We start from the raw sequence: 26,129 nt of genomic DNA on the forward strand, positions 1-26,129 counted from the left end.
TTTTTAGCGTTCCGAAGCCGTGATCGCGGAAAGCAGCCGCGCGCGCCCCGCCCGCCCGTGCCGCTCGCCCAGGGCGCGGGCCTGCTCCACCTCCCCGGCCAGGATGGCGTCGAGGATCTGCCGGTGTTCGGCATTCGCGTCGCCCATATGCGCCCCCGTCTCGAAGGAGCGGCGACGCAGCAGGAGCAGCTTGCGCGTATGCGCAAGATAGACGGCCTCGGCTGGGGCGTTGCCGGCGAAGGCCATCTGCCGCATGTGGAAGCGCACGTTCAGGTCGAAGAAGACATCGCGCTGCTCATCGCGCGCGGCTTCCTCCATCTCCTGCACCATGGCCTGAAGCTCCAGCGCTTGTGCGGCGGTGATGCTCGCAGCCAGGCGCCCCGCGGCATAGCCGAGCAGGAGCGCGTTCAACTCGTAGATCGCCATCGCCTCCTCCAGCGGCAACTCCCGCACGAAGGCGCCGCGGTTGAGGATGACGGTGACAAGACCCTGCCGCTCCAGCGCACGCGCCGCCTCGCGCACCGGGCCCCGGCTCACGCCCAGGCGGCGGGCGAGGGCCAGCTCGTTGATGTGCTGGCCCGGCCCCAGCTCGCCGCGAAGGATCATGCCCTCCAGCTCGGCCTCGACCGTCGCTGCGAGGGGAGAGGGGCCAGGCTCCTCCGCTGGTGATGGCGCGGCTATTGCCGACAATCTCTTGGACATTTCTGGCTCGCGAAATGCTCTCGCCTGCATAGAGGCAGATTTGCTTCGCCGCCACAGGGAAAATGTGTTGGCAATTCGTTGACGGGGTGCCACGCTTCCCGAAACGGAGGAAGCGAGAATGAGTGAAGCCATGGCGGCGGATGCGCGCCCAGTGCCGATCCTGGACGGGCTGCGCGACCGCTCGATCCTCGACATCCCGATCGTGGATGCGCACCACCACCTGTGGGACCTCAAGGCCGGGCACTATCCCACCAAGCAGGACCAGTACGACACGAAGTTCTTCCTGGGCGACTACCGCAAGATCTGCCGCGACTACCTCGCCACGGATTATGCGGCCGACCTCGCCGGATTCGACATTCGCGGCACGGTCCACATCCAGGCGGCACGGGCGCAGAACGAGCAGGTGCAGGAAACGGAATGGCTGCACGAGGTGCATGCGCGCTTCGGCCTGCCTTCCGCGGTGGTGGGCCACGTCATCTTCATCCAGCCTGATTGCGCGGAAGTGCTGGAAGGCCATGCGCGCTTCCCCCTGATGCGCGGCATCCGCTCGCGCCCCGTCACCTCGCCGGGGCCAGGACAATCCGTCGCCGGGCAGCCGGGCACGATGCAGGATAATCGCTGGCTGCGGAACTTCGCCCTGCTGGAGAAGCACGGCATGTCCTGGGACATGCGCATCCCCTATTGGCACCTCGCCGAAGGCGCCGAAGTGGCACGCGCCTTCCCCGGCATCCCGATGGTGGTGAACCACACCGGACTGCCGCTCGACCGGTCGGAGGAAGGGCTGGCGATCTGGCGTCGAGGGCTGGAGGCGCTGGCGGATTGCCCCAACGTCGTCATCAAGATCTCCGAACTCGGCCTGCCGCACGGCAAGTGGGACATCCCATCCAACGTGCGCGTGGTGCGCGAGGCGGCTTCGATCTTTGGCCCTGACCGCATCATCTTCGCCAGCAACCTGCCGGTCGCCAGCCTGAGCACGGATTTCAAGGGGATCGTGTCGGTGATGCTGGAAGGTCTGAAGGACGCACCGCGCGAGACGCTGGAGAAGTTCTTTCACCGCAATGCGGCCCGTTTCTATCGGATCAACCTCGATGTCTGAGCGGCAAGGCCCACTCGCCCGCTTTCGAGTCATTGACCTGACGCGCGTGCGGTCCGGCCCCACCTGCGTGCGGCAACTGGCCGATTGGGGCGCCGACGTGATCCAGATCGAGGCGCCCGAAGGGGTGGACGGCGCCGATGGCGGCTTCGGCGGCGCGCGGCATGGTCCGGATTTCCAGAACCTGCACCGCAACAAGCGCAGCCTCACGCTGGACCTGAAGTCGCCCGACGGCATTGCCATCCTTAAGCGCCTGGTCGAGCAGGCCGATGTGGTGGTGGAGAATTTCCGCCCCGACGTGAAGAAGCGTCTCGGCATCGATTATGAGTCGCTTTCCGCCATCAACCCGCGTCTCGTCTATGGCTCCATCTCCGGCTTCGGGCAGGATGGTCCCTATGCGAAGCGGCCGGGCTTCGACCAGATCGCACAAGGCATGGGCGGGCTGATGTCCATAACCGGCCTGCCGGGGCAGGGGCCGGTGCGCGTCGGCATCCCGGTGGCGGATCTCACGGCCGGGATCTTCTGCGCCATGGGCATCCTGATCGCGCTGCTGGAGCGGGAGGAGAGCGGCAAGGGCCAGTGGGTCCAGTCCTCGCTGCTCGAGGCGCAGATCGCCATGCTCGACTTCCAGGCGGCGCGCTGGCTCGTCGCGAAGGAGGTTCCGGGGCAGGCGGGCAATGACCACCCCACCGGCATCCCGACCGGCGTGTTCCGCACGAAGGATGGGCTGATGAACCTCGCCGCCACTGGCAAGGCCATCTTCACTCGCTTCTGCCAGGCGACAGGTGCGCAGCACATCCTGGACAATCCCGATTACGCCACGGCCCCGCTGCGCTCGAAGAACCGCGCCGCGCTGAACCGGGAGATCGGCGAGGTGCTGGCGACACGCACCACCGGCGAGTGGATCAAGCTGCTGAACGAGGCGGGCGTGCCCTCCGGCCCGATCAACAGGATCGACGAGGTCTTCGCCGACGAGCAGGTGCAGCACCTCGGCATCGCCACGCCGGTCGAGCATCCGGCGCTGGGGCCGATCGAACTGGTCGGGCAGGCCGTGCGCCTGTCCCGCACGCCGAGCCGGCTCCGCACCGCCGCGCGCGACAAGGGCGAGGACAGCGCCGCCATCCTGGGCGAGCTGGGCTACGACACGGCCGCCATCGCGGCGCTGCGCGAGCGTCGGGTGATCTGATGATTGGGCGTCGCTCCCTTCTTGCCATCGGGGCCACCACGCTGGCGGCTCCGGCCCTTGCCGCCTGGCCGGAGCGCAGCATCCGCCTGGTCGTGCCCTTCGGCGCGGGCGGGCCGCTTGACGCGCTGGCGCGGCTGCTGGCGCCGCCCATGAGCGAGGATCTCGGCCAGCCTGTCGTGGTGGAGAACCGGACCGGCGCGGGCGGCGCCATCGGCAGCGCGGAGGTGGCGCGCTCCGCCCCTGATGGGTACACGGCGCTGATGGCGGGGGTGAACCTGCCGGTGGTTCCGCTGCTCAGCCGTAACCCGCCCTTCCGGATGGAGGATCTCGCGCCGCTCTCCCGGCTGGCCGTGATCCCGCATGTCATGGTCGTGCCGGCTTCACTGCCCGTGGCGACGGTGGCGGAGTTCGTCGCCTATGCGAAGGCGCGGCCGGGCCGTCTGTCCTTCGCCTCCTTCGGCGTCACCACCTCCAACCACTTCGCGGGCGAGTTGATGAACATTCGTGCCGGGATCGACCTCACCCACGTGCCATATCGCGGCGGGGCGGCGGCAATCACGGACCTTCTGGCGGGGCGCGTGGCCTATATGTTTAGCACCTTGCCCGATGCCTTGCCCTTCCTGCGGGATGGCCAGTTGAAGCCGCTGGCCGCCATCCACTCCGAAAGGCTGCGTTGGCTGCCCGACGTGCCAACCCTGGCCGAGCAGGGCTTCCCTGATGTCGTGTCGGAAAGCGCCTTCGGCCTCCTCCTTCGCGCGGGCACACCAGAGGCGATCCAGCTGCGCCTGGGCGATGCCGCACGCCGTGCCCTGGCCAGCGCGCCGCTGCGCGACAGGCTGGACGGGATGGGCATGGTGCCGGTGGGGAGCAGCGGGGCGGAGTTCGCGGCGCTGATCGAGCGCGACATCCGCGCCTTCTCCGACATCATCCGGCACACCGGCATGACGAGCCTGGACTGAGGGGGAACCGCCATGAGCATCCAACTGGGCCGCCGCGCCCTCCTGGCCTCGGCCGCCCTGGCCGCGCCGGCGCCGCTGCGCGCCCAGTCCGCCCCGACGATCCGCCTGATCGTGCCCTTCGCGGCGGGTGGCCCCATGGACATGGTGGCGCGCCTCGTCGCGCCGAGCGCGGGCGCCCATCTCGGCCAGACCGTGGTGGTGGAGAACCGCACCGGCGGCACCGGCGCGGTCGGCATGGCGGAGGTGGCGCGGGCTCGGCCGGACGGGACCACGCTGATGATGACCGGCTCAAGCTGGCCGGTGGTCATGCTGTTGAATCCCAGCCTGTCCTTCCGCATGACGGATTTCGCGCCGCTCACTCGCCTCACCTTGGCGCCGCACGTCTTCGCCGTGCCCGGCAGCCTGCCGGTACGCAGCGTGGCGGAGTTCATCGCCGAGGCGAAGCGCCGCCCCGGCGAGTGGTCCTATGGCACGAGCGGCATCGGCACCACGCTGCATCTGGGCACCGAGATGCTGAAGCGCCGCGCGGGCATCGACATCGTCCACGTGCCGTATCGTGGCAATGCGCCCGCCATGGCCGACCTGCTGGCGGGGCGGCTGCAGACCATGTTCCCCACCATCGCCGAGGCGACGCCCTTCCTGGCTGATGGCCGGTTACGCGCCCTGGCTGTCGGCTACAGCGAGCGGATCGACACGCTGCCGGGCGTGCCGACCATGGCCGAGGTCGGGCTGGGCGATGTGCCCGCCGCCTCGGATTTCGGCGTGGCCACTGGGGCGGAAGTGCCCGCCGCACAGCGCGAGCGACTTTCGGAAGCGTTCCGTGCCTCGGTGCGCGACCCCGCTACGACGGCGCGGCTGCGCGAGGCAGGCATCTTCGTCGTGGCCAGCACCGCGCAGCGCTTTGCCGAGATGGTGGCGGAGGAGGGGGCCCGCTATGCGGAAATCATCCAAGCCGCCAACATCACGCTGAACTGAACGAACGCACCAACGGGAGAGGGAATCAGCGGGACATGCCACACGTCCAGGCCGAAGGCGCACGTCTGTATTACGAGGAGACGGGGAAGGGCCACCCGATCGTCTTCGTGCACGAATACGGCTCCGACCACCGCGAGTGGGAAACGCAGGTCCGCTTCTTCTCGCGGGAGTATCGCTGCATCACCTTCGCCGCGCGCGGCTACCACCCCTCCGACGTGCCGGACGATCCGGCGCTGTATGGCCAGGATTTCGCGGTGGCCGACATCGCGGCAGTGATGCGTGGCCTTGGCATTCCGCGCGCCCATGTAGTCGGGCTTTCCATGGGGGCCTTCGCCACGCTGCTCTTCGGCATCCGCCATCCGGAGATGGCGACGGCGCTGGTGGTGGCCGGCGTGGGCACCGGCTCCGACCTCAAGGAGCTGGAGACGTGGCGCAAGGCCCAGGCCGGACGGGCGGAGCTCATCCGCACCCAGGGCTGGGGCGAGCTGGCGCTGGAATCCGGTCACAGCCCCACGCGGGTCCAGCTGAAGAAGAAGGACCCGCGCGGCTGGGATGAATTCGTCGCGCATCTGCGCGAGCATTCGCCGGTGGGTTCGGCGCACACCCAGGCGCGCTACCAGGGGATGCGTGACCCGGTCTATGCCTGGGAGGAGGATCTGCGGCGCATGCAGGTGCCCACGCTGCTGGCCGTGGGTGACGAGGACTGGCCCTGCATCGAGCCGAACGTCTTCCTCAAGCGCGTCATCCCGAATTGCGGATTGTGGATTCATCCGCGCACGGGCCACGCGATCAACCTGGAGGAGCCGGCGGCCTTCAACCGCGCGGTCCAGGATTTCTTCTCGACGGTGGAGCGCGGCCGCTGGAGCCTCGACGCATGACCACGCTGCGCGCGATGCTGCGGGAAGGGCCGCCCGTCTTCGCGCCCCTGGTGCTGAACGGGCTGATGGCGCGCATGGCAGAGGAAGCGGGATTCAGCGCCATCTACCTGGGCGGCGGCGCCTCGGGCTATGCCAACACCTTCACCGAGGCCAATCTGAGCCTGACGGAGATGTGCCAGGCCGGGCTCGAGATCGGCGCGGCTTCGCGCCTGCCGCTGATCCTCGACGGCGCCTGCGGCTGGGGCGACCCGATGCACATCCATCGCAGTATCGCCCTGGCCGAGCGCGCCGGCTTTCAGGCCATCGAGATCGAAGACCAGATCCTGCCCAAGCGGGCGCATCATCACATCGGCATCGAGCACGTCATCGCGCCGGAGGAGATGGCAGCGAAGGTGCGCGAAGCGGTCTCGGTGCGGCAAAGCCCAGACTTCCTCATCATCGCGCGCACCAATGCGGCGCGTATGCACGGCCTCGACGACGCGCTGCGCCGGGCGGAGTTGATGGCGGAAGCGGGTGCGGATCTCCTCTTCGTGCTCTCTCGCGAGCCGGAGGAGTTGCGGGCGGTAGCAGAGCGCTTCGACCTGCCGCTGATGTACATGCCGCCGGCAGGCGGCCTCGCCGAAGCCGGGTTGGAGAAGGCCGATCTGGAGGTGCTCCGCATCCGGCTGGTGGTGGATGCGCAGACACCGCTCCTCGCCATGCATCGCGCCTTGCGGGATTGCTACGCGGCGCTGCGCGAGGGCGCGCCCGACCCGCTGGTGGGTAGTTCCATCGCGGCCGAGAACAAGGCCCTCAAGCACAGCGTGGGGCTGGAGAGGCTGCTGGAAGTGGAGCGCCGAACCGTCGAGCGGTGAGACGTTACGGGATGCGGTAGAAGTCGCGCGCGTTGTCGTGGAATAGCGCGCGGATCGCCTCGCGCGGCATGTCGCGCACCGCCTGCTTGAAGCCGGCGTAGATGGTGTCGAAGGAGGCGACCAGCGAATCCACCGGGAAGTTGCTGGCGAACATGCAGCGCTGCCAGCCGATGATGGCGATGGCCTCGCGCACGATCCGCGCATTCTCCTCCGTGGGCCAGACACCCGGCGGCAGGCCCAGCCCCGACAGCTTCAGCCGCACCTGCGGAAAAGGCTCCAGCAGCGCGAGGGCGCGGCGCCATCCGGCGAGACCTTCAGGCGAGCGGTCTGCGGGCAGGCCCGTATGGTTGAGGACGAAGGGCACGTGCGGATGGTCGCGTGCCGCGTCGGCCATGGCGGGCAGGTCCCACCAGGGCACCTGCACCTCGCAGATCATTCCGCGCTTCCCCAGCGCCGCGAAGCCGCGCCGCCAGGCCGGATCATCCATGGAGCCGGGCAGGCCGCGGGGCTGGCCCGGCCGCGCCTCGTCCGCCGTGGGCTTGGTGCGGATGCCACGCAGGAAAGGGAAGGCGGCCAAGCCGTCGAGCACCGCTTCCGCATCCGGCGCATGAAGCACGGCTCCGCCGAGCGCAACGCTGGGCAGTCCCTCCGCCTTGCGCAGCGTGGCGAGCCAGCGCGCCTCGCCCAACGGGTCGCCCACCCAGCCGGCCTGCACGTGCACGGTGGCGACGACATTGTGCTGCGCCATGTCGCGCCGGTAGTCGGCCGGAAGGTAGTCGCGGCCGAAGAGCGGCGCTGTGCTGCCGTAACGGAACGGCGCGGGCTTCACCGCCCAGTGCGGGTAGCGCGGTCCGTTCGCCTTCAGGTCCCAGAAATGCTGATGCGGGTCCACGATGGGGAGATCCCGCAGGAATACGTCGAGATTTGCGTCGTCCAAGGGGTCAGTCCTGCCGGATATTCGCCTGGCGGATGAACCCGCCCCAGAGCTGCGTATCCTTCTCCATCAGCGCACGGAATGCCGCGCGTCCCTCTGCCTTGGGGTCGAAGCCGGCGGCGCGCAGCCGGGCCTGCATCTCTGCGTCCCGAAGCACCGCCACCATGTCGCGCTCAAGCTGCGCCAACACTGGCTCAGGTGTCCGGGCGGGGGCCAGGATGCCGACCCAGCCGATGGCCTCGTAATCCGGGAAGCCCTGCTCGGCGATGGTCGGCACCTCGGGCAGGTCGCGCCAGCGCGTGCGGCCGGTGACGCCCAGGCCACGCACCTGGCCGGCGCGGATGGCGGTGACGGATTGCAGCGGGTTGTTGAAGCTCATCGAAACCTGGCCGCCGATCACCGCGGCCTGGGATGGCGCGGCGCCGCCGAAGGGAACATGGGTCAGCTCCACCCCCGCGATGTGCCCGAACAACGCGGGCGCGAGGTGGCTGGTGTTGCCGACGCCCGCCGTGCTGTAGGTCACCACGCCAGGATTGCGGCGCGCGTGCTCGACCAGCTCGCGCATGTCGGGCGCCGGCAGGCTCGGATGGGCCTGCACGACCATCGGGTATTCCAGTGCCTCGGTCACTGTCGCGAAGTCGCGCAGCGGATCGAAGGCGAGGTTCGGCACCAGGAAGGGCGCCACCACGATGGAGGAGGCCGGCACCAGCAGCGTGTGCCCATCCGGCGCGGCGCGGGCGACGAGGTCCGCACCGATATTGCCGCCGGCGCCAGGGCGGTTTTCCACCACCACCGATTGTCCCCAGACGGAGGTCAGGCGGTCCGCCAGGATCCGCGCGCAAAGATCGGAAGGGCCGCCCGGCGCGAAGGGCACCACGAGGCGGACGGGGCGCGAGGGCCAGCGTTCCTGCGCCGCGGCAGGGCCAGCGGCCAGCGCGGCGGCGGAAAGGAGGCGGCGGCGGGTCGGGGCAAGGGACATGGCCATATCCTCAGTCGAGCCGCGCATTGGACAGTCGCGCCACCTCGGCCCATTTCAGCACCTCCGCCTCCACGAAGCGGCGAAAGGCCTCGGGCGTCTCGGCCACCGGCTCGACCCCCAGCGCGGCAAGCCGCGCCTTGACGGCCGCGCCCTGGCCGGCGGCGTTGGCGCGGCGGTTCAACTCGGTCAGCAGCGGCGCCGGGAGGCCTGCGGGCCCGAACATGCCGTACCAGGTGATCGCCTCGAAGCCGGGGAGGGTTTCCGCGAAGGTGGGGACATCGGGCAGGGCCGGGGAGCGGCGCAGCCCCGTCACGGCAAGGGCGCGCAGGCGTCCTGCCTCGATATGCGGAACGGCGGAGATCATGTTGTTCAGGATCAGCGGCACCGTGCCGGCGACCACATCCGTCGTTGCCGGGGCTGCCCCCGCATAGGGCACGTGGACGAGGTCGATCCCGGCGCGCGCCTTGAACAGCTCGGAAGCGAGGTGGTTCCCGGTGCCGTTGCCGGGGGAGGCGTAGTTGATCTGCCCCGGCCGAGACTTCGCCAGCGCGATGAGCTCAGGCAGCGAACGCGCAGGGAAGGATGGATGCGCCACCAGCACATAGGGCCCAGTCGCGAGCAGGGCCACCGCCGTGAAGTCCTGCACCACGTGGAACGGCAGGTTCGGCATCACGCTCGGGATGATGGCGTGCATGCTGGCATTCACCAGGAGCGTGTGGCCATCCGGCGTGGCACGCGCGACAGCCTGGGAGCCGACGACGCCGGTGCCGCCGACGCGATTGTCAACGACTGCCGGGTGCGCCCAGCCTTCCGCCAGGGCAGGCGTGATCAAACGGGCGATCGCATCGGTCGGACCGCCAGCCGGGGAGGGGACGATGACGCGCACCGGGCGCTGAGGAAAATCCTGACCTTGCGCGCTTGCGGGACCGGCGAGAACTGCGCTGGCAGCGGTAAGCAGGGCGCGGCGGCCCAGCTGGTCCAAATCCATTCGACGTCCTCCGCAGCCCGGATCTTGGTGCCGGTCTCGCTTCGGCGGCGAGGGTCGTCCTCCGGTCCATGATTGTCAACAATTCCCTGGCGCCTTGATGTTCTTGTAATGTTCCCGAACAGGCGGCAGCCTCGCAGCCATGCGCGCGAGCGATTCGCCTCTTCATAGCCAGATCCCGCCACCAGACGCCGCGTCGCGAGCGGCGCGATGAGGCGCCTTCTCGCCCTTCAACTGCCGCGCCTTCCGACGGACCGCCTTCGCACGCTCGGCCCTGCAGCGACCTGGAACACCATCGGCCCGCGGCGCCTGCTGGTCAGCGTGGATGAGATGGCGGAGGCCGCTGGCCTGCGGCCCGGCCAGAGCGTCGCCACAGCGCTGGCGATCTCTCCCAAGCTCGCCCTTGCCCGCAGCGATGAACCCGCCGAAGCCGCGGCGTTGCGTCGCCTCGCCCTGTGGGTGCGACGCTACTCCCCTCTCACCGCGACCGATGCGCCGGATGTCATCCTCGTGGACATCACGGGCGTCGGGCTGTTCGGCAGCGAGGAGACGTTGCGCCAGGACGCCGTGGCGCGCTTGCGGCGCGGGGGCTTCGCCGTGCGAGCGGTCGTGGCGGGCCATGCCGCCGTGCCGCTGGTCAGGGCCGGGGTGGAAGGAGTCATTCCGCCGGAACGTGAGGACGCGCTCATCCGCGCGCTTCCGCTCGGCGTCCTGCCGGGCATCCCGGCGGCGGAACTGGCGGCGCTGGGCCTGCGCCGGGTCGGTGACCTGCAAACCCTGCCACCCGCCACGCTTGCGCTGCGCTTCGGCCAAGGCCTGCTGAACGCGCTGGACCGATGGACCGGCCAGCGCCCGCTCCCCGTGCAACCCCTGGCGCCGCCGCTGGAAATCACGGCCAAGCGAGACTTCGTGGAGCCGCTGGTGACGCGGGCTGCGCTGGACCGTGCCTTGGCCTTCCTCCTCCAGGATTTGTCCGCGCGCTGCGTCGCGGCGGGGCTCGGGCTGCGCCGGCTGCGCCTCCTGTGCTGGCGGGTGGATGGGCTGGTGCAGGAGCTGACGGTCGGCACCGGCGCTCCCTCGCGCGATCCCGCCCATCTCGCCAAGCTTTTCGCAGGCCGGATGGAGCATCTGGAACCAGGGCTGGGCTTCGAGCGCATGGCGCTGGAGGCACTGGAAACCGAGCGGCAGGATGCGGCCCAGGTCTCGCTCCTGGGACGGAGCGAGGCGGAACTCGCGGGGCCGCTGGACCATCTGGGCCAGCGCTTGCGGCTGCGCCGCCTGGCACCCAACCCCAGCCATTGGCCGGAGCACATGGCGGAACCCGTCTCCTCCCATGCGTCCTTGCCCGCGATGCTCGGGGGGTGGGCCAGTGCCCATTGGCCCGTGCTCTGGCTGCGGAAGCCGGAGACGGTCGGGGTGACGCCGCCCGACGGCACCCCGGCCCGGATGCTGTGGCGCGGCCAGTCCTGGCGGCTCCGCGTGCTGGACGGCCCGGCACGGCTGGAAGCGCCCTGGTGGCACGGACAGGGCACCACGCGCGATCTGCACTGGGTGGAGATCTCCTCCGGCGCCCGGCTGCTCCTGTCGCGCGAGGCAGGGTGGCGCTGGTTGCTGCGGGGCCACCTGCCATGAGCTATGCCGAAATCGCCGCCCGCTCGAACTTCAGCTTCCTCGACGGCGCCTCGCATCCCGAGGAGCTGGTGGAGCGGGCGCATGCGCTCGGCCTCGCCGGGCTGGGGATTTGCGACACCAACGGCCTGGCCGGGGTGGTGCGCGGCCATGCCGCGGCCAAGGCGGCGAGGCTGCCCTTCATCGTGGGGTGCCGGCTGGAGCTGTTGGATGGCTCGGCCTGGCTCGCCTGGCCGACGAGCCGCGATGGATATGGCCGCCTGACGGCGCTGCTGTCGCGCGGGCGGATGCGGGCCGGGAAGGGTGAGCCCGATCTGGCGCGCGCGGAGATGATGGAAGCCGCAGGCGACTGGGTGCTGGCGCGCGTCCCGCCCGCCCGGCTCGACAGCGCCTTCGCCGCCGATCATGTCGCCGCCGGGACGGCGCTGCGCGGGCGTCTTGCCCTGCCGCTGCTGCTCGTGGCGGGCCGGCGTCTGGCGGCGAGCGAGGCGGCGCGGCTCGACCGCCTCGCGCGGCTGGGCCCGCTGCTCGCCACGGGGGAGGTGCGCTACCACGATCGCGCCCGCCGCCCCCTGGCCGACGTGCTGACCGCCATCCGTCTCGGCAAGACGGTGGAAGCGCTGGGCTTCGCGGCCGAGCCCAATGCCGAGCGCCACCTGAAGCCGCCCGGGGAGATGGTGCATCTCTTCGCCCGCCATCCGGAAGCCCTGGCCAACACGCTGCGCGTGCTGGAGGCGGGGCGCGGCTTCTCGCTGGACGTGCTGCGCTACGAATATCCGGAGGAGGTGATGGAGCCGGGCCGGACGGCGCAGGAATCGCTGGAGGCGCGGGTCGAGGCAGCCCTGGCCGAGCGTTGGCCCCATGGCGCCCCCGACGGCATCCGGCGCCGCATTGTCGAGGAACTCCGGCTGATCGCGCGGCTGGGCTACGCGCCGTATTTCCTGACGGTGCACGAGATCGTGCGCTTCGCGAAGGAGAAGGCCATCCTGTGCCAGGGGCGCGGATCGGCCGCCAACTCCGCCGTCTGCTACGTGCTCGGCATCACGGCGGTGGACCCGGACAAGCACGATTTGCTCTTCGAGCGTTTCGTCTCCGCCTCGCGCGATGAGCCGCCGGACATCGACATCGATTTCGAGCATGAGCGGCGCGAGGAGGTGATCCAGCACCTCTACGAGCGCTACGGCCGCGACCGCGCCGCGATCTGCGCCACGCTGATCCGCTACCGCCCCCGCTCCGCGATCCGCGAGGTGGGCAAGGCCATGGGCCTCACGGAGGACGTGACGGCGCGCCTCGCCAAGGCCAGCTGGGGCCCGGGGCGCGAATCCTCCTTCGCCGAGCTGGCGGCGCGCGAGGGGATGGACCCGGCGGAGCCGCGCCTCGGCCTGACGCTGGCGCTGGCGGAGGAGTTGATCGGCTTCCCGCGCCACACCGCGACGCATGTGGGCGGCTTCGTCATCACGCGCGGCAAGCTGACCGAACTGGCCGTGGTGGGAAACGCGGCGATGGACGGGCGCACCGTGCTGGAATGGGACAAGGACGACATCGACGCGCTGGGCATGCTGAAGGTGGATGTGCTCGGCCTCGGGATGCTGACCTGCCTGCGCAAGGGCTTCGACCTGCTGCGCCGGCATCGTGGACTGGACCTCAGGCTGCACGACATGCCGCGCGACTGCGCCGACACCTTCGCCATGCTGCGCCGCGCGGATTCACTGGGCGTGTTCCAGGTGGAAAGCCGAGCGCAGATGAACATGCTGCCGCGGCTGAAGCCGAAATGCTTCTACGACCTCGTCATCCAGGTGGCGATCGTGCGGCCCGGCCCGATCCAGGGCGACATGGTGCATCCCTTCCTGCGCCGGCGGCAGAAGATCGAGGAGCCGGATTACCCACCGCGCCGCGACGGCCAGCCGAACGAGCTGGCGCAGGTGCTGGGCAAGACGCTCGGCGTGCCGCTCTTCCAGGAGCAGGCGATGAAGGTGGCCATCGTCGCCGCCGGCTTCACGCCGGACGAGGCGGACCAGCTTCGCCGCGCCATGGCGACCTTCAAGCTGACGGGTGGCGTGTCGAAGTATCGCGACAAGCTGGTGGAGGGCATGGTGCGGCGCGGCTACGACGCCGCCTTCGCCGAGCGTGTCTTCTCGCAGATCGAGGGCTTCGGCTCCTATGGCTTCCCCGAGAGCCATGCGGCGAGCTTCGCCTACCTCGTCTACGCCTCCAGCTGGATCAAGTGCCACCACCCGGAGATCTTCGCCTGCGCCCTGCTGAACGCGCAGCCCATGGGGTTCTACGCCCCCGCGCAGATCGTGCGCGACGCGCGCGAGCATGGGGTGGAGGTGCGGCCTGTGGACGTGAACCGCTCCGGCTGGGATTGCGCGATCGAGGACGCGGCCGCGCTGCGGCTGGGGCTGCGGCTGGTGACCGGGCTGGCGAAGGAGGCGGGCGAGGCCGTGGCGCGCGCCCGGCATTCGGGCAACGGCGCCCCCTTCGCGAGCGTGGAGGAGGTGGCGCGAAGGGCGCGGCTGGACCGCAAGGCCATGTCGGCGCTGGCAGCGGCCAATGCCTTCCGCAGCCTCGGCGCGGGGCGCCGCGAGGCGGCATGGGACGCGAAGGCCGTCATGCCGGAACTGCCCCTGCTGGCGGATATCCCCTTGCCCGAGCCCGCCATCGTCCTGCCGCCGCCCACCGAGGGCGAGGCCGTGGCCGAGGATTACCGCGCTACCGGGCTGACGCTCGGCCGGCATCCGCTGGCGCTGCTGCGACCGCTGCTCGATGCCGAAGGGTGGGGCGACACGAAGCGGCTGAACGATCTGCCTGCGGGACGCTGGCTGCGCCTGCCTGGGCTGGTGCTGATGCGCCAGCGCCCTGGCTCGGCGAAGGGCGTGGTCTTCCTGACGGTGGAGGATGAGCACGGCGTGGGAAATCTGGTGGTCTACGAGGCGGTGGCGGCGCGGGACCGCGCAGCCCTGGTCGGGGCGCGGCTCCTCCTAGCCGAAGGGCGGGTGGAGCGGGAGACGAAGCACGCCGAGGTGCCGATCACCCATCTGATCGTGCGGCGTCTGACCGACATCTCCCCCCTGCTGGACCGGCTGTCGGAGGACGGCACCCGCTGGGCCGAGCGCACTCTGGGCCACGCGGATGAGGTGCGAAGGCCCGAGCCGGGCACACGCGCGCCGAAGCGCCTGGGGCGCAGCCGGGACTTCCGCTGAGGCTAATCGCGCGGCCAGGGCATGGAGTGGGACGGGCCGCGCCGATAGTCCGTCCAAAGCCGGCAATCGGCGAGCACCCAGTCGCGCCCCGGCGAGCCGAGCATCGCGCCGCCATCCGGGCAGCGCCCGCTTCCCGCCAGTACCCGCGCCGCTTCCGTCAGGTTGGACAGGGAGGTTCGCTCGCGATGCTCCCATCGCTCCCAGCGCACCTTGCCGAGCCAGCGCGCATGGACGAAGCGCTCCATGTGGCCGGACCGCTCGACGGACTCGCCACCGAAATGCTCGGAGACGATCGCCTCCGCGGCATGGGTGCCGGAGCGGCCGGCATCGTCGCGCCATGGCAGCGCCACCTCCACCATCCGCCAGCGCGTGAAGGCGAGGTTCCATTGGGTCGGGCAGGCATCGCGAGCGGGCGCGCCGTTGAGCCGCACCGTGCGGGCGCGCCAATCGCGCGTGGGCGTGCCGTCCCAGAGCAGCCAGCCGGCAGTGGTCGGGCAGGGATGGCCGGCCCAGTGCAGGAAGCCGGACGTGCCGTCCTCCGTGGCGTAGATGCCGACGCCGCCGCGATCGAGGCGCACCGCGTCGGCGCCATCGCCTTTCCCCTGGTCGAAGCGGCCGAAGCGCCGTTCGCCATCGCCGAAATCGAAGCTCTGCACCACGACGGGCCTGCCGGCGCGGGTGGCCAGCACCGCATCGCTGGCCTGCACGCCCGACCAGTCGATGCGGCGATAGGCGAGGCGGCCCTCGGTGGCCGGGCGGGGCTCGGCGCAGCCGGGTTCGACCGGAAGCCGGGCCGGATCGGCGCACTCGTGCTGGGCCAGGAAGGACACCGCCTCCGCCCAGGACAGCGCGTCCGGGACCTGCGCCGCGCGTTCGCGCGCCAGGAAGGCCAGAAGGGCGACCGCCACCGCGCCGCCCAGCAGCATCCGTCTCATCTCATCCTACTTCCACCACTCGTGCCGCGAACGCATCCCGGAGGGGTGACGGCGCCCGCGTCGCGCGCCACTCTGGCCGGAAATCTCGGGAGGGACCCATGGAACTGAAGGGAGCCGTCGCTCTGGTGACGGGCGGCAATGGCGGGCTGGGCCAGCGCATCGTCCACGCCCTGGCGCGCGAGGGTGCGCACATCGCCGTGGTCTATGCGCGCAGCCGCGACCAAGCGGAAGGCGTCGCCCAGGACCTCCGGTCCCAGCATGGGGTGGAGGCGGAAGCCTTCGCCTGCGACCTCGCGGACCCTGCCGCGATCGAGGCGCTGGTGGACGCGGTGCGGCAGCGCTTCGGCCGCATCGACATCCTGGTGAACGACGCTGCCTACAACCTCGCCATTCCCTTTCCTGACCTGGATTCCCTGACGCTGGAGGTGTGGGACCGCATCATGACAGTGAATCTCACCGGGCCGATGCTGCTGACCAAGGCGGTGGCCCCGGTGATGAAGGCGCAAGGGCAGGGGAGGGTGGTGAACATCGCCTCGGTTGCTGGGCTTGGCCCGACGGGTTCCTCCATCGCCTATGCCGTGTCCAAGGCGGGGCTGATCCACCTGACGCGCTGCATGGCGGTCGCGATGGCGCCGGAGGTACTGGTGAACTGTGTCGCGCCGGGGCTGCTGGAGGGAACGCGCGCCACCGCCAATCTCCGCCAGGAGCAGATCGAGCGCTCCTCGGCCGGGGCGCTGCTGAAGCGCGCGGCGGACAAGGACGATTGCGCCGAGATGGTGGTGACCATGTGCCGCACCGGAACCATGACCGGCCAGACCGTGGTGATCGATGCGGGGCGCGTCTTCCACTGAGGCGCTCCTGTTGAGGCGCCTCGGGGCAACACCCGGCGTCTGGGGGCGTTGAACCCGCTCGAAGCAGAGAGGGAGCGCAACCATGGCGCAGGACCAGAAGCGGACGGACGCGCCGCAGCCCAGCGGCCGCGAGACGGCGGCCGATAGCGGGGAGGAGGCGAAGCGCCAGGAGGGCGATCGCCAGGACGACGCGCGCCACCGCGCCACGCCGGAGGAGATGGGCGAGGCCATCTTCCGCGAGGCGGGCAACATGCAGGGGCACAATGCGCGCGACTGAGGCGCTGCCCCACCCCGCCTGAGGCCTGTCCCGTGGCACGGCCCTTCCGGAACCGGGAGGAGGCCGGACGCCTCCTCGCCAGCCGGCTGGAGCATCTGCGCGGCTCGGCGCCGCTGGTCCTCGCCCTGCCGCGCGGCGGGGTGCCGGTGGCCGCACCTATCGCCAAGGCGCTCGGGACGAAGCTGGATTTGCTCCTCGCGCGGAAGGTGGGCGCGCCGGGACAGCCCGAACTCGCCCTGGGCGCGGTGGTCGAAGGCGACCCGCCGGATTTCGTCGCCAACGACGCCATCATCCGCACCTTCGGCGTGCCCGCTTCCTTCGTGGAGGAACGGCGGGCGGATGAGATGGCGGAGATCGCGCGGAGAAGACGGCTCTGGCTCGGCGACATGCCGCCGCCCGCGGTAAGGGGCCGCGTGGTGATCCTGGTGGATGACGGCATCGCCACCGGGGCGACGATCCGCGTCGCGTTGGCCGCGCTGGCGCGCATGGGCGCCGCGTGGCGCATCGTGGCCGCCCCCGTGGCGCCATCCGAGGTGGCGGCCACACTGCGCGCCGAGTGCGACGAGGTGATCCTCCTCGAGGAACCCACCGCCTTCGAGGCCGTCGGATACTTCTATGAGGATTTCCGCCAGGTGGACGAGACCGAGATGCTGGCGCTGCTCCGGAGCTAGGGCCCGTCAGCGCCCGAGATAGCTGCCAGAATTCATCATCGCTCTTTGGCTTGGATCTAGGGCATTGCCTTCGGGCGCTCCCGCTGCATGTCGCAGCCTATCGGCTCGATAGGCAGGACCGCATTGCACCGACAGAGCGCACGGCGCATGACTTCTCCGTCCAGAGAGAAACGATCATGCGCATGTCCCCCGTCGCCGCTTTTGCCGCTGGCGTCCTTGTAGGCGCGATTGGCCTTGGCGCCGTTGCGGCTCACGCCCGAATCGTCGTGCTGAACTCCGCGATCGGCGGGGTCCTGCCCGGCACCGAAGGAAGCCTCTTCTGTGTCACTGCGGCCAACGTCCTTCGGCCGATCAACGGGGTTACCCGAAACAGCAGTGTCACCGCCCCTGGTGGTATCGCCAACGGCGTCACCTTTCGCTGTCCGGCCTAAAGTCGCCCATCGTCGGCTTGCCTCCGCAAGAGCAGGTCTAACGCCTCCCTGCACTTCGGCTTCAGGCGCTAACGGGCCTTAGTCCGCCGTCGCGCCCGCGGCCCGGACCACCTCCGACCAGCGCTCGATCTCCGAGGCGATGAAGGCGGTGAACTCGGCAGGGGTATTGCCCACCGGGTCGGCGCCCTGCTCCACCAGCGCCCGCTCGATCTCCGGGCGGCGCAGCACGCCGATCGCGTCCGTGGCGATCTTGGTGACGATCTCGGGCGGGGTGCGGGCAGGCGCCGCCATGCCGAACCAGGACGAGGCGTCGAAGCCTGGAAAGCCGGATTCCTCCATGGTCGGCAGCTCCGGCATGGAGCGCGAGCGGCGGCGGCCCGAGACGGCCAGTGCACGCAATTGCCCCGACCGCACCTGCTCATTCACCGAAGGGGCGGTGGCGAACATGAAATCGAGGCGCCGGCTGAGCAGGTCGTTCACCGCCACGGCGCCGCGATACGGCACGTGCGTCAGCTCGACCTCCAGCATCCGCGAGAGCAGCGCGCCCGCAAGGTGCGAGGCCGTCCCGACACCAGTGGAACCGTAGGAAAGCGGTTCGTTCCGCCGCGACCGCGCCAGGGCCACCAGACCGGCCACGTCCCGGATCGGCGAGGCCTGCGGCACGACGAGGAGGTTCTGCACCTCGGCCAGCAGCGTGACGGCGGAAAGGTCGCGCCGCGCATCATAGGGCAGGCTGCGGTACAGCGAGTGGTTCACCGCCATGGGCCCGTTGGAGCCGACCAGCAGCGTGTACCCATCAGGCGCCGAGCGGACGACGGCCTCGGTGCCGATATTGCCGCCCGCGCCCGGCCGGTTCTCCACCACCACCGGCTGGCCCCAAAGCTGCGACAACTGGTTGCCAACGAGGCGCGCGATGATGTCCGTCGTTCCGCCGGCCGTGAAGGCGACGATGACCCGCACCGGCCGGTCCGGCCACGCCTGGGCGCGCGCGCCGGGCGCGGCGAGCAGGGCTGGCGCGGCCAGCATCAGGGTTCGGCGGGTGGGGCGCATCATTCCTCCGGGCGTTTCGATTCTTGCCGGCACCGTAGGCGCCGCCCGTCAGCGCGTCAGCCCCTCGCGCGCCGCCACCGCGGTTCCGACCAGCCCGGCATCGGCCGGGCGCCCCGCCAGCCGGATCGAGGCACGCGGCAGCAGGAAGGGCCAGCAGAAATCGGGCAGCGCCGCCTCGACACGGCCGCGCAGCGCCTCACCCGAGGCCGCGACGCCGCCCGACAGGATGCAGGCCTGGAGGTTCAGCGCGTTCACCAATATGCCGCAAGCCTGGGCAAGGCGGCGGCAGGCTGCGGAGATCGCCGCCTCTGCACGGTCCTCGCCCGCAGCGGCGCGATGGAAGATCTCCTCGACCGGCGTCTCGGGCGCGCCCCCCTTCCGCTCATAGGCCCGGCGGAAACCGCCGGCGGAGCAGAAATCCTCCAGCGTGCGGAAGGGCGGCGCGGCGTCGTCCAGCACCATCGCGCCCAGTTCCGGCGGCACCCGACCCTCGCCCAGGACCGGCTTCCCTTCGACGACGATCCCGCCGCCCACCCCGGTGCCGAGCGCCAGCACCGCGAAGCGCGCCAGCCCGCGCCCGGCGCCGTGCCGCGCCTCGCCCAGCGCCGCCGCAGTGCCGTCATTCAGCATGACCGCGGGCAGGTGCAGGCGTTCCTCCAGCAGGCGTGCCAGGGGCACATCCGCCAGGAGCGGGACGTTGTGCGTGCCGCTGATCAGCACCCCGTCCGAAGGGCGCGCATAGCCGGGCGTCGCGACGCCGAGCGCCACGGCGCGGGCGCCGCCCTCTGTCTCGACGCGCCGCGCCATCTCCGCCAGCCCCTCCAGCATCGTCGCGAGGCCGGACTGGCCGGCATAGGGCAAGGCATCGCGGGCCAGGACCTCCCCTTCCGCGGAAACCAGGGCGAGCTTGAGGTTGGTGCCCCCCACGTCGAGGGCGAGAACGGGGGATGACGGGCTAGGTCGTGTCACGCGGATCCTCCGGCAGGGCGGGCTTCCCCTGCGCGGGAAGCCGGTCGGCAACGCAACGCGGGGGCTGCCTGGGGGCTTCCTGCCTCCGAAACCACTGGACCAGCCCGGGAGTCTCCATGTCCGCGACCCGAACGGAGAGCTTCGAGACCGACGTACCTGCGCGCCTCGACCGCCTTCCCTGGGGGCGCTTCCACTGGCTCATCTGCATCGCGCTGGGCGTGACCTGGATCCTGGACGGTCTGGAGGTGACGCTGGTCGGCTCCCTGGCGCCGGCGATCCGCGACAGCCCGACGTTGGGGCTGACCGAGGCTCAGGTGGGGCTCACCGCCTCCGCCTATCTCGCCGGGGCGGTCAGCGGGGCGCTGATCTTCGGCTGGCTGGCCGACCGGCTGGGGCGCAAGCGCCTCTTCACCGTGACGCTGCTGATCTACCTCGCCTCCACCATCGGCACCGGCCTGTCCTGGGATTTCTGGTCCTTCGCCTTCTTCCGGGCGATGACCGGCGCCGCGATCGGCGGCGAGTATGCTGCCATCAACTCCGCGATCCAGGAGTTGATCCCGGCGCGGCGTCGCGGCACCACCGACCTGGCGATCAACGGCACCTTCTGGGGCGGCGCGGCGATGGGCTCCATCGCGTCGCTCTTCCTGCTGAACCCGCAGGTGGTGGACCCGGATCTGGGCTGGCGCCTCGCCTTCATCATCGGCGGCGGGATATCGCTCATCGTGCTGTGGCTGCGCCGCCACATCCCCGAAAGCCCGCGCTGGCTGATGACGCATGGGCGCGAGGACGAGGCGGAGCGCATCGTGTCGCGGCTGGAGGCGGAAGCGGAAAAGGAGCATGGGCAGCTGCCCCCGCCGACCCATGGGTCGGTGCGGCTGCGGCGTGGCATCCGGATCAGCTTCGGCGACGTGTGGCGGACGATGATCCACGACTACCGGTCGCGCACCGTGCTGGCGCTGACGCTCATGGCCAGCCAAGCCTTCTGCTACAATGGGCTGTTCTTCACCTATGCCCTCGTCCTCACCCGCTACAACGGCGTCGCGACGGAAAATGTGGGCTGGTACATGCTGCCCTTCGCGGTGGGGAACCTGCTTGGCCCGCTGCTTCTCGGACCGCTTTTCGACTCCGTCGGGCGGCGCCGCATGATCACCTCCACCTATGGGACGGCCGGGCTGCTGATGGCCTTTACCGCCGTGGCCTTCGCGCTGGGCTGGCTGGGCGCCGCGTCGCAGACCGCCGCCTGGACGGTGATCTTCTTCTTCGCCTCCGCTGCGGCCTCCGCCGCCTACCTGACGGTGGGGGAAAGCTTTCCCCTGGAGATGCGGGCCATGGGGATCAGCCTGTTCTACGCCCTGGGCACCGCCATTGGCGGCATTGCCGGGCCGGCGGTGTTCGGCGTGCTGATTCAATCGGGCGAGCGGGTGAACATCATGATCGGTTACCTGTTCGGCGCCGCGCTGATGCTCGCCGCCGCCGCGACGGCCTGGCGCCTTTGCTTCGCCGCGGAACGGCAACCCCTGGAACTCGTGGCAAGGCCGCTGTCGAGCGAGGGCTGAGGCACGCGTGACGACACTCTTTTCCCGCGATAGGTAGTTCACATGGCATCCATTTTACCGGAGATCGCGCCTGACTGGGCGCTGTTCCTCGACTTGGACGGGACGTTGCTGGATATCGCGCCGCGCCCGGACGCGGTGATCGTGCCGCCGGGCCTCGTGGACAGCCTGCGCGGCGTTGCGGCGCGGCTGAACGGGGCGGTGGCCATCATTTCCGGCCGGCCAGTGGGCGACGTGGACCGTTTCCTGGCGCCCCTCGCCATGCCGGGCGGCTTCGGCCATGGCTCCGAGATCCGCCTGCCTGGCGGCGCCCCGACACCTTCCGAGGCGGCGCGACATCTGCCCGGGGAATGGCTCGTCCGGCTGCGCGAGGCGGCGTCGGGCTGGCCGGGTGTCCTTGTGGAACCCAAGGCGCATGGCGTCGCCATGCATTTCCGCCTCGCGCCGGAGCGGGAGGCGGAGGTTCGCGTCCTGATGGAAAGCTGCGCCGCCGATTGCGAAGACTTCGCGCTGCTGCCGGCGCACATGGCCTTCGAGCTTCGCCCCGCCGGCGCCAACAAGGCGCTCCCGGTGGAGGTGTTGATGCGCCACGCGCCCTTCGAGGGGCGGCGCCCGGTTTTCGTGGGAGATGACGTGACGGACGAGGATGGAATGGAGGCGGCGCGGCGCCATGGCGGCTTCGGGCTGCATGTCGGGCGGGACTTCCGTGGGGGCTCAGCCGAGGTGAGGGCATGGCTGGCGCGAGGGGCCTCGGCATGACGAGGCCGCTCGACCTCGCGGTGATCGGCAACTGCGCTGTGTCCTCGCTCGTCTCCCCTACCGGGAGGCATCTCTGGTTCTGCTATCCCCGCTTCGACGCGGAGCCCGTGCTGAACGCGCTGCTGGGCGGCGAGGATCCGGAGCGCGGCTTCTTCGACGTGACGCTGCGCGGACAGGCAGCCAGCCGCCAAGCCTATCTTCCGAACTCGGCCGTGCTGGAAACGGTGCTGACCGACGATGCGGGGGCAAGCCTGCGCATCCTCGACCTTGCACCACGCTTCCGGCGCTACGGACGCATCTACCGCCCGCCCTCGCTGCTGCGGCGCATCGAGCCGATCGCCGGGCGACCGCGCATCCGCATCCGGTTGCGGCCGACCTTCGAGTATGGCCAGCGCATCCCGGTCGTCAGCAACGGCAGCAACCACATCCGCTACGTCGGGATCGATCAGGTGCTGCGCCTGACCACGGATGCGCCGCTCTCCCATATCCTCTACGAGACGGAGTTCGGGTTGGACCGTCCAGTGAACCTCGTCATCGGCCCCGACGAGACGCTGCCGGAAAGCGCGGAGCAGCACGCGCGCACCTGCCTTTCGGAAACCATCGCTTATTGGGCCGACTGGGTGCGGGGGCTGAACGTGCCCTTCGACTGGCAGGAAGCGGTAATCCGCGCCGCCATCACCCTCAAGCTCTGCTCCTTCGAGGATACGGGGGCGATCGTCGCGGCGCTCACCACCTCCGTGCCGGAGGCGCCGGGTTCCGCCCGCAACTGGGACTACCGCTTCTGCTGGCTGCGCGACGCCTTCTTCACCGTCTCCGCGCTGAACCGGCTCAACGCGACGCTGACCATGGAGGGCTTCGTCCGCTTCGTGCTCGACAGCGTGTTGCAGGACCTGGAAGGCCCGGTGCCGCCGCTCTTCGCCATCGCGCCGGGGTTGGGCACGGAGGAACGGATCGCGGAGGCGCTGCCTGGCTTCCTGGGCAACGGGCCCGTGCGGGTGGGCAACGCCGCCGTGTCGCAGCGGCAGAATGACGGCTATGGCTCGATCATCCTCACGGCGTCACAGATGTTCTTCGACACACGTCTGCCACGCCGGGGCGGTGCCGATCTCTATCGCCAGCTTGCCGTGATCGGGCGCGACGCCGCCCGTTCCGCCTTCGAGCCGGATGCCGGGCTGTGGGAGTACCGGGAGCGGGAATCGGTCCATACCTATTCCACCGCCATGTGCTGGGCCGCGGTGGACCGGCTTGCCGGCATCGCCCGCCGCGTTGGGCTCTCGGAGGATGCGAAGGGCTGGGAGGTCCAGGCCGCCGGCATCCGCGAACGGCTGCTGCGCGAGGCGGTGGTGCCCGAGGAAGGCTGGGTCGCGAGCGCGCTGGGCGGGCGCAGCGTGGACGCCTCCTCCCTGCTGCTGCCGGAGATCGGCCTGCTACGCGCCAACGATCCGCTCTTCCTGCGCACGTTGGACATCACGGAGCGGCGCCTCGTGCGCGACGGCTTCGTGAAGCGCTACGACGAGGCCGATGATTTCGGGCTTCCTGAAACAGCCTTCATTGTTTGTTCATTCTGGTATATTGATGCCCTCGCACGTGTTGGCCGACGCGAGGAAGCGCGGGCCGTGTTCGAAACGGCGCTGTCGTGGCGCAACCATGTCGGGTTGCTGGCGGAGGATGTGGACCCCCGGACCGGCCTGCTTTGGGGCAATTTCCCGCAGACCTATTCGCAGGTTGGGCTGATACTGTCGGCCATGCGGCTGTCCCGTTCCTGGGAGGAGGGTCTGTGGCGCGGCTAGTCATCGTTTCCAATCGTGTGCCGGTGCTGGGCCGGCGCGCGCAGGCAGGCGGGTTGGCCGTGGCGCTGCAATCCGTCGCGTCGCCGGGAACGCTGTGGTTCGGCTGGAGTGGGCAGACCGCGCACGAAACCTCCAGCACGCCGAAGATCGGCGAGGCACGTGGCGTCAGCTACGCCACGCTCGACCTCTCGGCCTCCGACTACCAGCATTTCTATGTCGGCTTTTCCAACGCGACGCTCTGGCCGCTCTTCCATTTCCGCACCGGGCTGATGCGCTACAGCCGCGACGACTACGCAGGTTACCGCTCGGTGAACCGTTCCTTCGCCGAGGCGCTGCTGCCGCTGCTTCGCCCGGACGACCTGGTCTGGGTGCATGACTACCACCTGATCCCGCTCGCCGAGGAGCTGCGGCGCCTGGGCTACACGGGGCGGCTGGGCTTCTTCCTGCACATCCCCTTCGTGCCGCCCGCCGTTCTGCAGGTCCTGCCGCCTGCCGCCGAGCTGGTGCGGATGCTGTGTGCCTATGATTTGGCCGGCTTCCACACCCGCCGCTTCGCGCAGGACTTCCTGGCGAGCGCCAAGGACTTGGCCGGCGCGCAGGTGACGGAGGATACGGTGCGCCTCGACGGGCGGGTGACCTCGGTGGGCGCCTTTCCCATCGGCATCGACCCGGCCGCCTTCGCCCGCAGTGCCGTGCGCGCCATGGAAACGGGCTACATCGCGCGCGTCCGCGAAAGCCTGCAGAGCCGCGCCCTGATCGTCAGCGCCGACCGGCTCGACTACTCGAAGGGTTTGCCGAACCGGCTGGAAGGGTTCGGGCGCCTGCTCGCGCGCTTTCCGCAGCATCACCGCAAGGCGAGCTTCCTCCAGATCGCCGCGCGCTCGCGCGAGGACGTGGCGGAATACCAGTCGCTCCGGCGCGAGCTGGATCGCATGACCGGCGACCTCAATGGCCGCTTCTCGCATTTCGACTGGGTGCCGCTGCGCTACATGACGCAGATGGTGCAGCGCCCGCGGCTTGCGGGGCTGTTCCGCATGGCGCGGATCGGGCTGGTGACGCCCTTGCAGGACGGCATGAACCTCGTCGCCAAGGAGTTCGTCGCGGCGCAGGACTCCGAAGATCCGGGCGTCCTGGTTCTGTCACGCTTCGCCGGCGCGGCGGAGCAGCTGCGCGACGCGCTGATCGTGAACCCCTACGACTCGGACGAGATCGCCGACGCCATGCACGCGGCGCTGGAGATGCCGCTGGAGGAGCGCCAGCGCCGCCATGACTCGCTGCGCGAGGCGGTGTTCCAGGGCACCGCCGCCCAGTTCTGCGCCTCCTACCTCGAAGCGTTCCAGGCCGTTCCGATCTAAGAGTGACTACTCGCGTTCCGCCAGGAATGCGCGCAGATCCTCCGCCCAGAATCGCGCCTGACCCGTGGTGCCGTGGCCCAGGCTTTCGGCGCTCGCGGGGATGAGGAGGAGGCGCCCGCGCGGCACGCGCCGCATGGCTGCCTCCATCAGACCGGTTTCCGGCGGGTTGCGCTCGTCATCCGCGGCGTTGATCGCCAGTACGCGCGCCCGGATGCGATCGAGCAGCGGCTCGGGATCGTAGTCGCGCGAGGAATCCCACTGGTAGACGAAGTCGTTGGCGTCGGCCGTCACCCGCGCCGCGAGGCGGGCCTCCACCAGACGGTCCGCTGCCTCGCGCGTCGCGGCCTGCCGCTGGAGGTTCAGCGTGCCGCCATTGGTGCCCGTCGCGTACAACACGTTGGCGAGGCGCAGCGAGGGAGGCTGCGTGGTGTAGTTGCCGTCCTGATAGGCCGGGTCCTGCCGGATGGATTCCACCAGCAGGCGCCGCATCATCCAGTTCCGCCCCGACATGGCGGTGGGCTGCGACGCCATCGGCACGATTGCCTCCATCATGTCGGGATAGGTGACGCCCCACATCCAGGCATGCATCCCGCCCATCGAATTGCCGAGCACCAGACGCAGCCGCTCGATCCCCAACCCTTCCGTCACCAGGCGGTGCTGGGCCGAGACCATGTCGGCGTAGTTGTAGCGCGGGAAGCGGGCGCGCAGCCCGTCCGAGGGCTTGGAGGAGCGGCCCGCGCCCAGCGCATCCGGTAGGATGATGAAGTGGCGCGCGGCATCCAGCGGCTGGCCCTGCCCGAAAAGCTGCCCGGCGAAGGCCGGGGTGAGTAAGGATCGCGCCGATCCCGCCGTGCCGTGCAGCACGAGCACCGGCGCCCCGCGCGGGTCGCCGATCGTCGTGTAGTGCAGACGAAGCTCCGGCATCACCTCGCCGGTGTGGAAGCGGAAGTCGCGAGCGATCCAGCTTCCCTCCTGCGGGGTTGGGTAGGATTGCGCCTTGGCCGCCCAGGGGAGGGCGGCAAGGCCGAGGCCAAGCGCCAGGGCGGCGCGGCGTCCGGAGAGGGAAGGTGGCATGGCGTTGCGCTCCCGTTTCGTTGTCGCGAGGCTAGCG

The 26,129-nt window shown here is 70.2% G+C and carries 23 protein-coding genes; 15 read left to right on the forward strand and 8 right to left on the reverse strand.

The window, feature by feature from the left end:
* Positions 1–3 precede the first annotated feature (3 nt).
* Positions 4–702: an FCD domain-containing protein gene (locus tag JTJ31_RS10555; RefSeq protein ID WP_207538625.1), complete on the reverse strand. Its 699-nt coding sequence runs from the start codon at positions 700–702 to the stop codon at positions 4–6.
* 118 nt (positions 703–820) lie between these two features.
* On the opposite strand from JTJ31_RS10555, the gene JTJ31_RS10560 reads away from it, so the two are divergent.
* From JTJ31_RS10560 to JTJ31_RS10585, 6 genes are read left to right on the forward strand one after another with little or no spacing between them, the layout of a single operon-like run.
* A complete protein-coding gene (locus JTJ31_RS10560; RefSeq protein ID WP_207538626.1) occupies positions 821–1,798 on the forward strand; it encodes an amidohydrolase family protein in 978 nt (325 codons plus the stop codon).
* Positions 1,791–2,981, forward strand: coding sequence for a CaiB/BaiF CoA transferase family protein (locus JTJ31_RS10565; protein ID WP_207538627.1), 1,191 nt, complete (start codon positions 1,791–1,793; stop codon positions 2,979–2,981). The genes JTJ31_RS10560 and JTJ31_RS10565 overlap by 8 nt, the downstream gene beginning before the upstream one ends.
* Positions 2,981–3,940 carry a tripartite tricarboxylate transporter substrate binding protein gene (locus tag JTJ31_RS10570; RefSeq protein ID WP_207538628.1) on the forward strand — a complete coding sequence of 320 codons (960 nt, stop codon included), beginning with the start codon at positions 2,981–2,983 and terminating at the stop codon, positions 3,938–3,940. Before JTJ31_RS10565 ends, JTJ31_RS10570 begins: the two co-directional genes overlap by 1 nt.
* A gap of 12 nt (positions 3,941–3,952) precedes the next feature.
* Entirely contained in the window at positions 3,953–4,915 is a 963-nt protein-coding gene (locus tag JTJ31_RS10575; protein WP_207538629.1) for a Bug family tripartite tricarboxylate transporter substrate binding protein, read from the forward strand.
* Between the two features lie 35 nt (positions 4,916–4,950).
* Complete coding sequence (locus JTJ31_RS10580) at positions 4,951–5,793, forward strand: alpha/beta fold hydrolase (RefSeq protein ID WP_207538630.1); 843 nt, start codon at positions 4,951–4,953, stop codon at positions 5,791–5,793.
* Positions 5,790–6,647, forward strand: coding sequence for an isocitrate lyase/PEP mutase family protein (locus JTJ31_RS10585; protein WP_207538631.1), 858 nt, complete (start codon positions 5,790–5,792; stop codon positions 6,645–6,647). Before JTJ31_RS10580 ends, JTJ31_RS10585 begins: the two co-directional genes overlap by 4 nt.
* Positions 6,648–6,651: 4 nt before the next feature.
* Here the strand turns inward: JTJ31_RS10585 and JTJ31_RS10590 are convergent, their stop codons facing one another.
* Genes JTJ31_RS10590 through JTJ31_RS10600 form a run of 3 tightly spaced genes read right to left on the reverse strand, consistent with a single transcriptional unit; the run spans position 6,652 to position 9,548 of the window.
* On the reverse strand, positions 6,652–7,584 hold the full coding sequence (locus JTJ31_RS10590; protein WP_207538632.1) for an amidohydrolase family protein: 933 nt from the start codon (positions 7,582–7,584) through the stop codon (positions 6,652–6,654).
* 4 nt (positions 7,585–7,588) lie between these two features.
* On the reverse strand, positions 7,589–8,560 hold the full coding sequence (locus JTJ31_RS10595; RefSeq protein ID WP_207538633.1) for a tripartite tricarboxylate transporter substrate binding protein: 972 nt from the start codon (positions 8,558–8,560) through the stop codon (positions 7,589–7,591).
* A 10-nt stretch (positions 8,561–8,570) separates the two neighbouring features.
* Entirely contained in the window at positions 8,571–9,548 is a 978-nt protein-coding gene (locus tag JTJ31_RS10600) for a tripartite tricarboxylate transporter substrate binding protein (RefSeq protein WP_236020096.1), read from the reverse strand.
* A gap of 207 nt (positions 9,549–9,755) precedes the next feature.
* On the opposite strand from JTJ31_RS10600, the gene JTJ31_RS10605 reads away from it, so the two are divergent.
* Together JTJ31_RS10605 and JTJ31_RS10610 are read left to right on the forward strand one after the other, a co-directional pair.
* Positions 9,756–11,177 carry a Y-family DNA polymerase gene (locus tag JTJ31_RS10605; protein ID WP_207538634.1) on the forward strand — a complete coding sequence of 474 codons (1,422 nt, stop codon included), beginning with the start codon at positions 9,756–9,758 and terminating at the stop codon, positions 11,175–11,177.
* Positions 11,174–14,377: an error-prone DNA polymerase gene (locus JTJ31_RS10610; protein WP_207538635.1), complete on the forward strand. Its 3,204-nt coding sequence runs from the start codon at positions 11,174–11,176 to the stop codon at positions 14,375–14,377. Before JTJ31_RS10605 ends, JTJ31_RS10610 begins: the two co-directional genes overlap by 4 nt.
* 2 nt (positions 14,378–14,379) lie before the next feature.
* Here the strand turns inward: JTJ31_RS10610 and JTJ31_RS10615 are convergent, their stop codons facing one another.
* Positions 14,380–15,312, reverse strand: coding sequence for a hypothetical protein (locus tag JTJ31_RS10615; protein ID WP_207538636.1), 933 nt, complete (start codon positions 15,310–15,312; stop codon positions 14,380–14,382).
* 98 nt (positions 15,313–15,410) lie between these two features.
* Between JTJ31_RS10615 and JTJ31_RS10620 the strand changes: the two genes are divergently transcribed.
* The 3 genes from JTJ31_RS10620 (at position 15,411) to JTJ31_RS10630 (ending at position 17,111) form a co-directional block, all read left to right on the forward strand.
* Positions 15,411–16,163: an SDR family NAD(P)-dependent oxidoreductase gene (locus tag JTJ31_RS10620; RefSeq protein ID WP_207538637.1), complete on the forward strand. Its 753-nt coding sequence runs from the start codon at positions 15,411–15,413 to the stop codon at positions 16,161–16,163.
* An 82-nt stretch (positions 16,164–16,245) separates the two neighbouring features.
* Positions 16,246–16,440: a hypothetical protein gene (locus JTJ31_RS10625; RefSeq protein ID WP_207538638.1), complete on the forward strand. Its 195-nt coding sequence runs from the start codon at positions 16,246–16,248 to the stop codon at positions 16,438–16,440.
* A 32-nt stretch (positions 16,441–16,472) separates the two neighbouring features.
* On the forward strand, positions 16,473–17,111 hold the full coding sequence (locus tag JTJ31_RS10630) for a phosphoribosyltransferase (RefSeq protein ID WP_207538639.1): 639 nt from the start codon (positions 16,473–16,475) through the stop codon (positions 17,109–17,111).
* Positions 17,112–17,620: 509 nt separating this feature from the next.
* Here the strand turns inward: JTJ31_RS10630 and JTJ31_RS10635 are convergent.
* Both JTJ31_RS10635 and JTJ31_RS10640 read right to left on the reverse strand, forming a co-directional pair.
* Positions 17,621–18,592: a Bug family tripartite tricarboxylate transporter substrate binding protein gene (locus tag JTJ31_RS10635; protein WP_207538640.1), complete on the reverse strand. Its 972-nt coding sequence runs from the start codon at positions 18,590–18,592 to the stop codon at positions 17,621–17,623.
* Between the two features lie 48 nt (positions 18,593–18,640).
* Positions 18,641–19,561, reverse strand: coding sequence for an ROK family protein (locus tag JTJ31_RS10640; RefSeq protein WP_207538641.1), 921 nt, complete (start codon positions 19,559–19,561; stop codon positions 18,641–18,643).
* A gap of 116 nt (positions 19,562–19,677) precedes the next feature.
* Between JTJ31_RS10640 and JTJ31_RS10645 the strand changes: the two genes are divergently transcribed.
* Genes JTJ31_RS10645 through JTJ31_RS10660 form a run of 4 tightly spaced genes read left to right on the forward strand, consistent with a single transcriptional unit; the run spans position 19,678 to position 25,018 of the window.
* A complete protein-coding gene (locus tag JTJ31_RS10645; protein ID WP_207538642.1) occupies positions 19,678–21,117 on the forward strand; it encodes an MFS transporter in 1,440 nt (479 codons plus the stop codon).
* 42 nt (positions 21,118–21,159) lie between these two features.
* The gene (gene otsB, locus JTJ31_RS10650) at positions 21,160–21,873 is read left to right on the forward strand and encodes a trehalose-phosphatase (RefSeq protein ID WP_207538643.1); all 714 of its coding nucleotides are present in this window, start codon (positions 21,160–21,162) and stop codon (positions 21,871–21,873) included.
* Positions 21,870–23,663, forward strand: coding sequence for a glycoside hydrolase family 15 protein (locus JTJ31_RS10655; protein WP_207538644.1), 1,794 nt, complete (start codon positions 21,870–21,872; stop codon positions 23,661–23,663). The genes otsB and JTJ31_RS10655 overlap by 4 nt, the downstream gene beginning before the upstream one ends.
* On the forward strand, positions 23,651–25,018 hold the full coding sequence (locus JTJ31_RS10660; RefSeq protein WP_207538645.1) for an alpha,alpha-trehalose-phosphate synthase (UDP-forming): 1,368 nt from the start codon (positions 23,651–23,653) through the stop codon (positions 25,016–25,018). Before JTJ31_RS10655 ends, JTJ31_RS10660 begins: the two co-directional genes overlap by 13 nt.
* Positions 25,019–25,024: 6 nt before the next feature.
* Here the strand turns inward: JTJ31_RS10660 and JTJ31_RS10665 are convergent, their stop codons facing one another.
* Positions 25,025–26,092 (reverse strand): alpha/beta fold hydrolase, encoded by a 1,068-nt coding sequence (locus tag JTJ31_RS10665; protein ID WP_207538646.1) that lies wholly within the window; start codon positions 26,090–26,092, stop codon positions 25,025–25,027.
* Positions 26,093–26,129 lie beyond the last annotated feature (37 nt).

The sequence above is a fragment of the Sabulicella rubraurantiaca genome, from assembly GCF_017355885.1.
Lineage (GTDB): Bacteria > Pseudomonadota > Alphaproteobacteria > Acetobacterales > Acetobacteraceae > Roseococcus > Roseococcus rubraurantiacus.

Bases quoted from the DNA above. Each gene is read 5' to 3' on its own strand.
- JTJ31_RS10555 (WP_207538625.1), bottom strand. From the start codon at position 702: ATGTCCAAGAGATTGTCGGCAATAGCCGCGCCATCACCAGCGGAGGAG.
- JTJ31_RS10560 (WP_207538626.1), top strand. From the start codon at position 821: ATGAGTGAAGCCATGGCGGCGGATGCGCGCCCAGTGCCGATCCTGGAC.
- JTJ31_RS10565 (WP_207538627.1), top strand. From the start codon at position 1,791: ATGTCTGAGCGGCAAGGCCCACTCGCCCGCTTTCGAGTCATTGACCTG.
- JTJ31_RS10570 (WP_207538628.1), top strand. From the start codon at position 2,981: ATGATTGGGCGTCGCTCCCTTCTTGCCATCGGGGCCACCACGCTGGCG.
- JTJ31_RS10575 (WP_207538629.1), top strand. From the start codon at position 3,953: ATGAGCATCCAACTGGGCCGCCGCGCCCTCCTGGCCTCGGCCGCCCTG.
- JTJ31_RS10580 (WP_207538630.1), top strand. From the start codon at position 4,951: ATGCCACACGTCCAGGCCGAAGGCGCACGTCTGTATTACGAGGAGACG.
- JTJ31_RS10585 (WP_207538631.1), top strand. From the start codon at position 5,790: ATGACCACGCTGCGCGCGATGCTGCGGGAAGGGCCGCCCGTCTTCGCG.
- JTJ31_RS10595 (WP_207538633.1), bottom strand. From the start codon at position 8,560: ATGTCCCTTGCCCCGACCCGCCGCCGCCTCCTTTCCGCCGCCGCGCTG.
- JTJ31_RS10600 (WP_236020096.1), bottom strand. From the start codon at position 9,548: ATGGATTTGGACCAGCTGGGCCGCCGCGCCCTGCTTACCGCTGCCAGC.
- JTJ31_RS10605 (WP_207538634.1), top strand. From the start codon at position 9,756: ATGAGGCGCCTTCTCGCCCTTCAACTGCCGCGCCTTCCGACGGACCGC.
- JTJ31_RS10610 (WP_207538635.1), top strand. From the start codon at position 11,174: ATGAGCTATGCCGAAATCGCCGCCCGCTCGAACTTCAGCTTCCTCGAC.
- JTJ31_RS10615 (WP_207538636.1), bottom strand. From the start codon at position 15,312: ATGAGACGGATGCTGCTGGGCGGCGCGGTGGCGGTCGCCCTTCTGGCC.
- JTJ31_RS10620 (WP_207538637.1), top strand. From the start codon at position 15,411: ATGGAACTGAAGGGAGCCGTCGCTCTGGTGACGGGCGGCAATGGCGGG.
- JTJ31_RS10625 (WP_207538638.1), top strand. From the start codon at position 16,246: ATGGCGCAGGACCAGAAGCGGACGGACGCGCCGCAGCCCAGCGGCCGC.
- JTJ31_RS10635 (WP_207538640.1), bottom strand. From the start codon at position 18,592: ATGCGCCCCACCCGCCGAACCCTGATGCTGGCCGCGCCAGCCCTGCTC.
- JTJ31_RS10645 (WP_207538642.1), top strand. From the start codon at position 19,678: ATGTCCGCGACCCGAACGGAGAGCTTCGAGACCGACGTACCTGCGCGC.
- otsB (WP_207538643.1), top strand. From the start codon at position 21,160: ATGGCATCCATTTTACCGGAGATCGCGCCTGACTGGGCGCTGTTCCTC.
- JTJ31_RS10655 (WP_207538644.1), top strand. From the start codon at position 21,870: ATGACGAGGCCGCTCGACCTCGCGGTGATCGGCAACTGCGCTGTGTCC.
- JTJ31_RS10665 (WP_207538646.1), bottom strand. From the start codon at position 26,092: ATGCCACCTTCCCTCTCCGGACGCCGCGCCGCCCTGGCGCTTGGCCTC.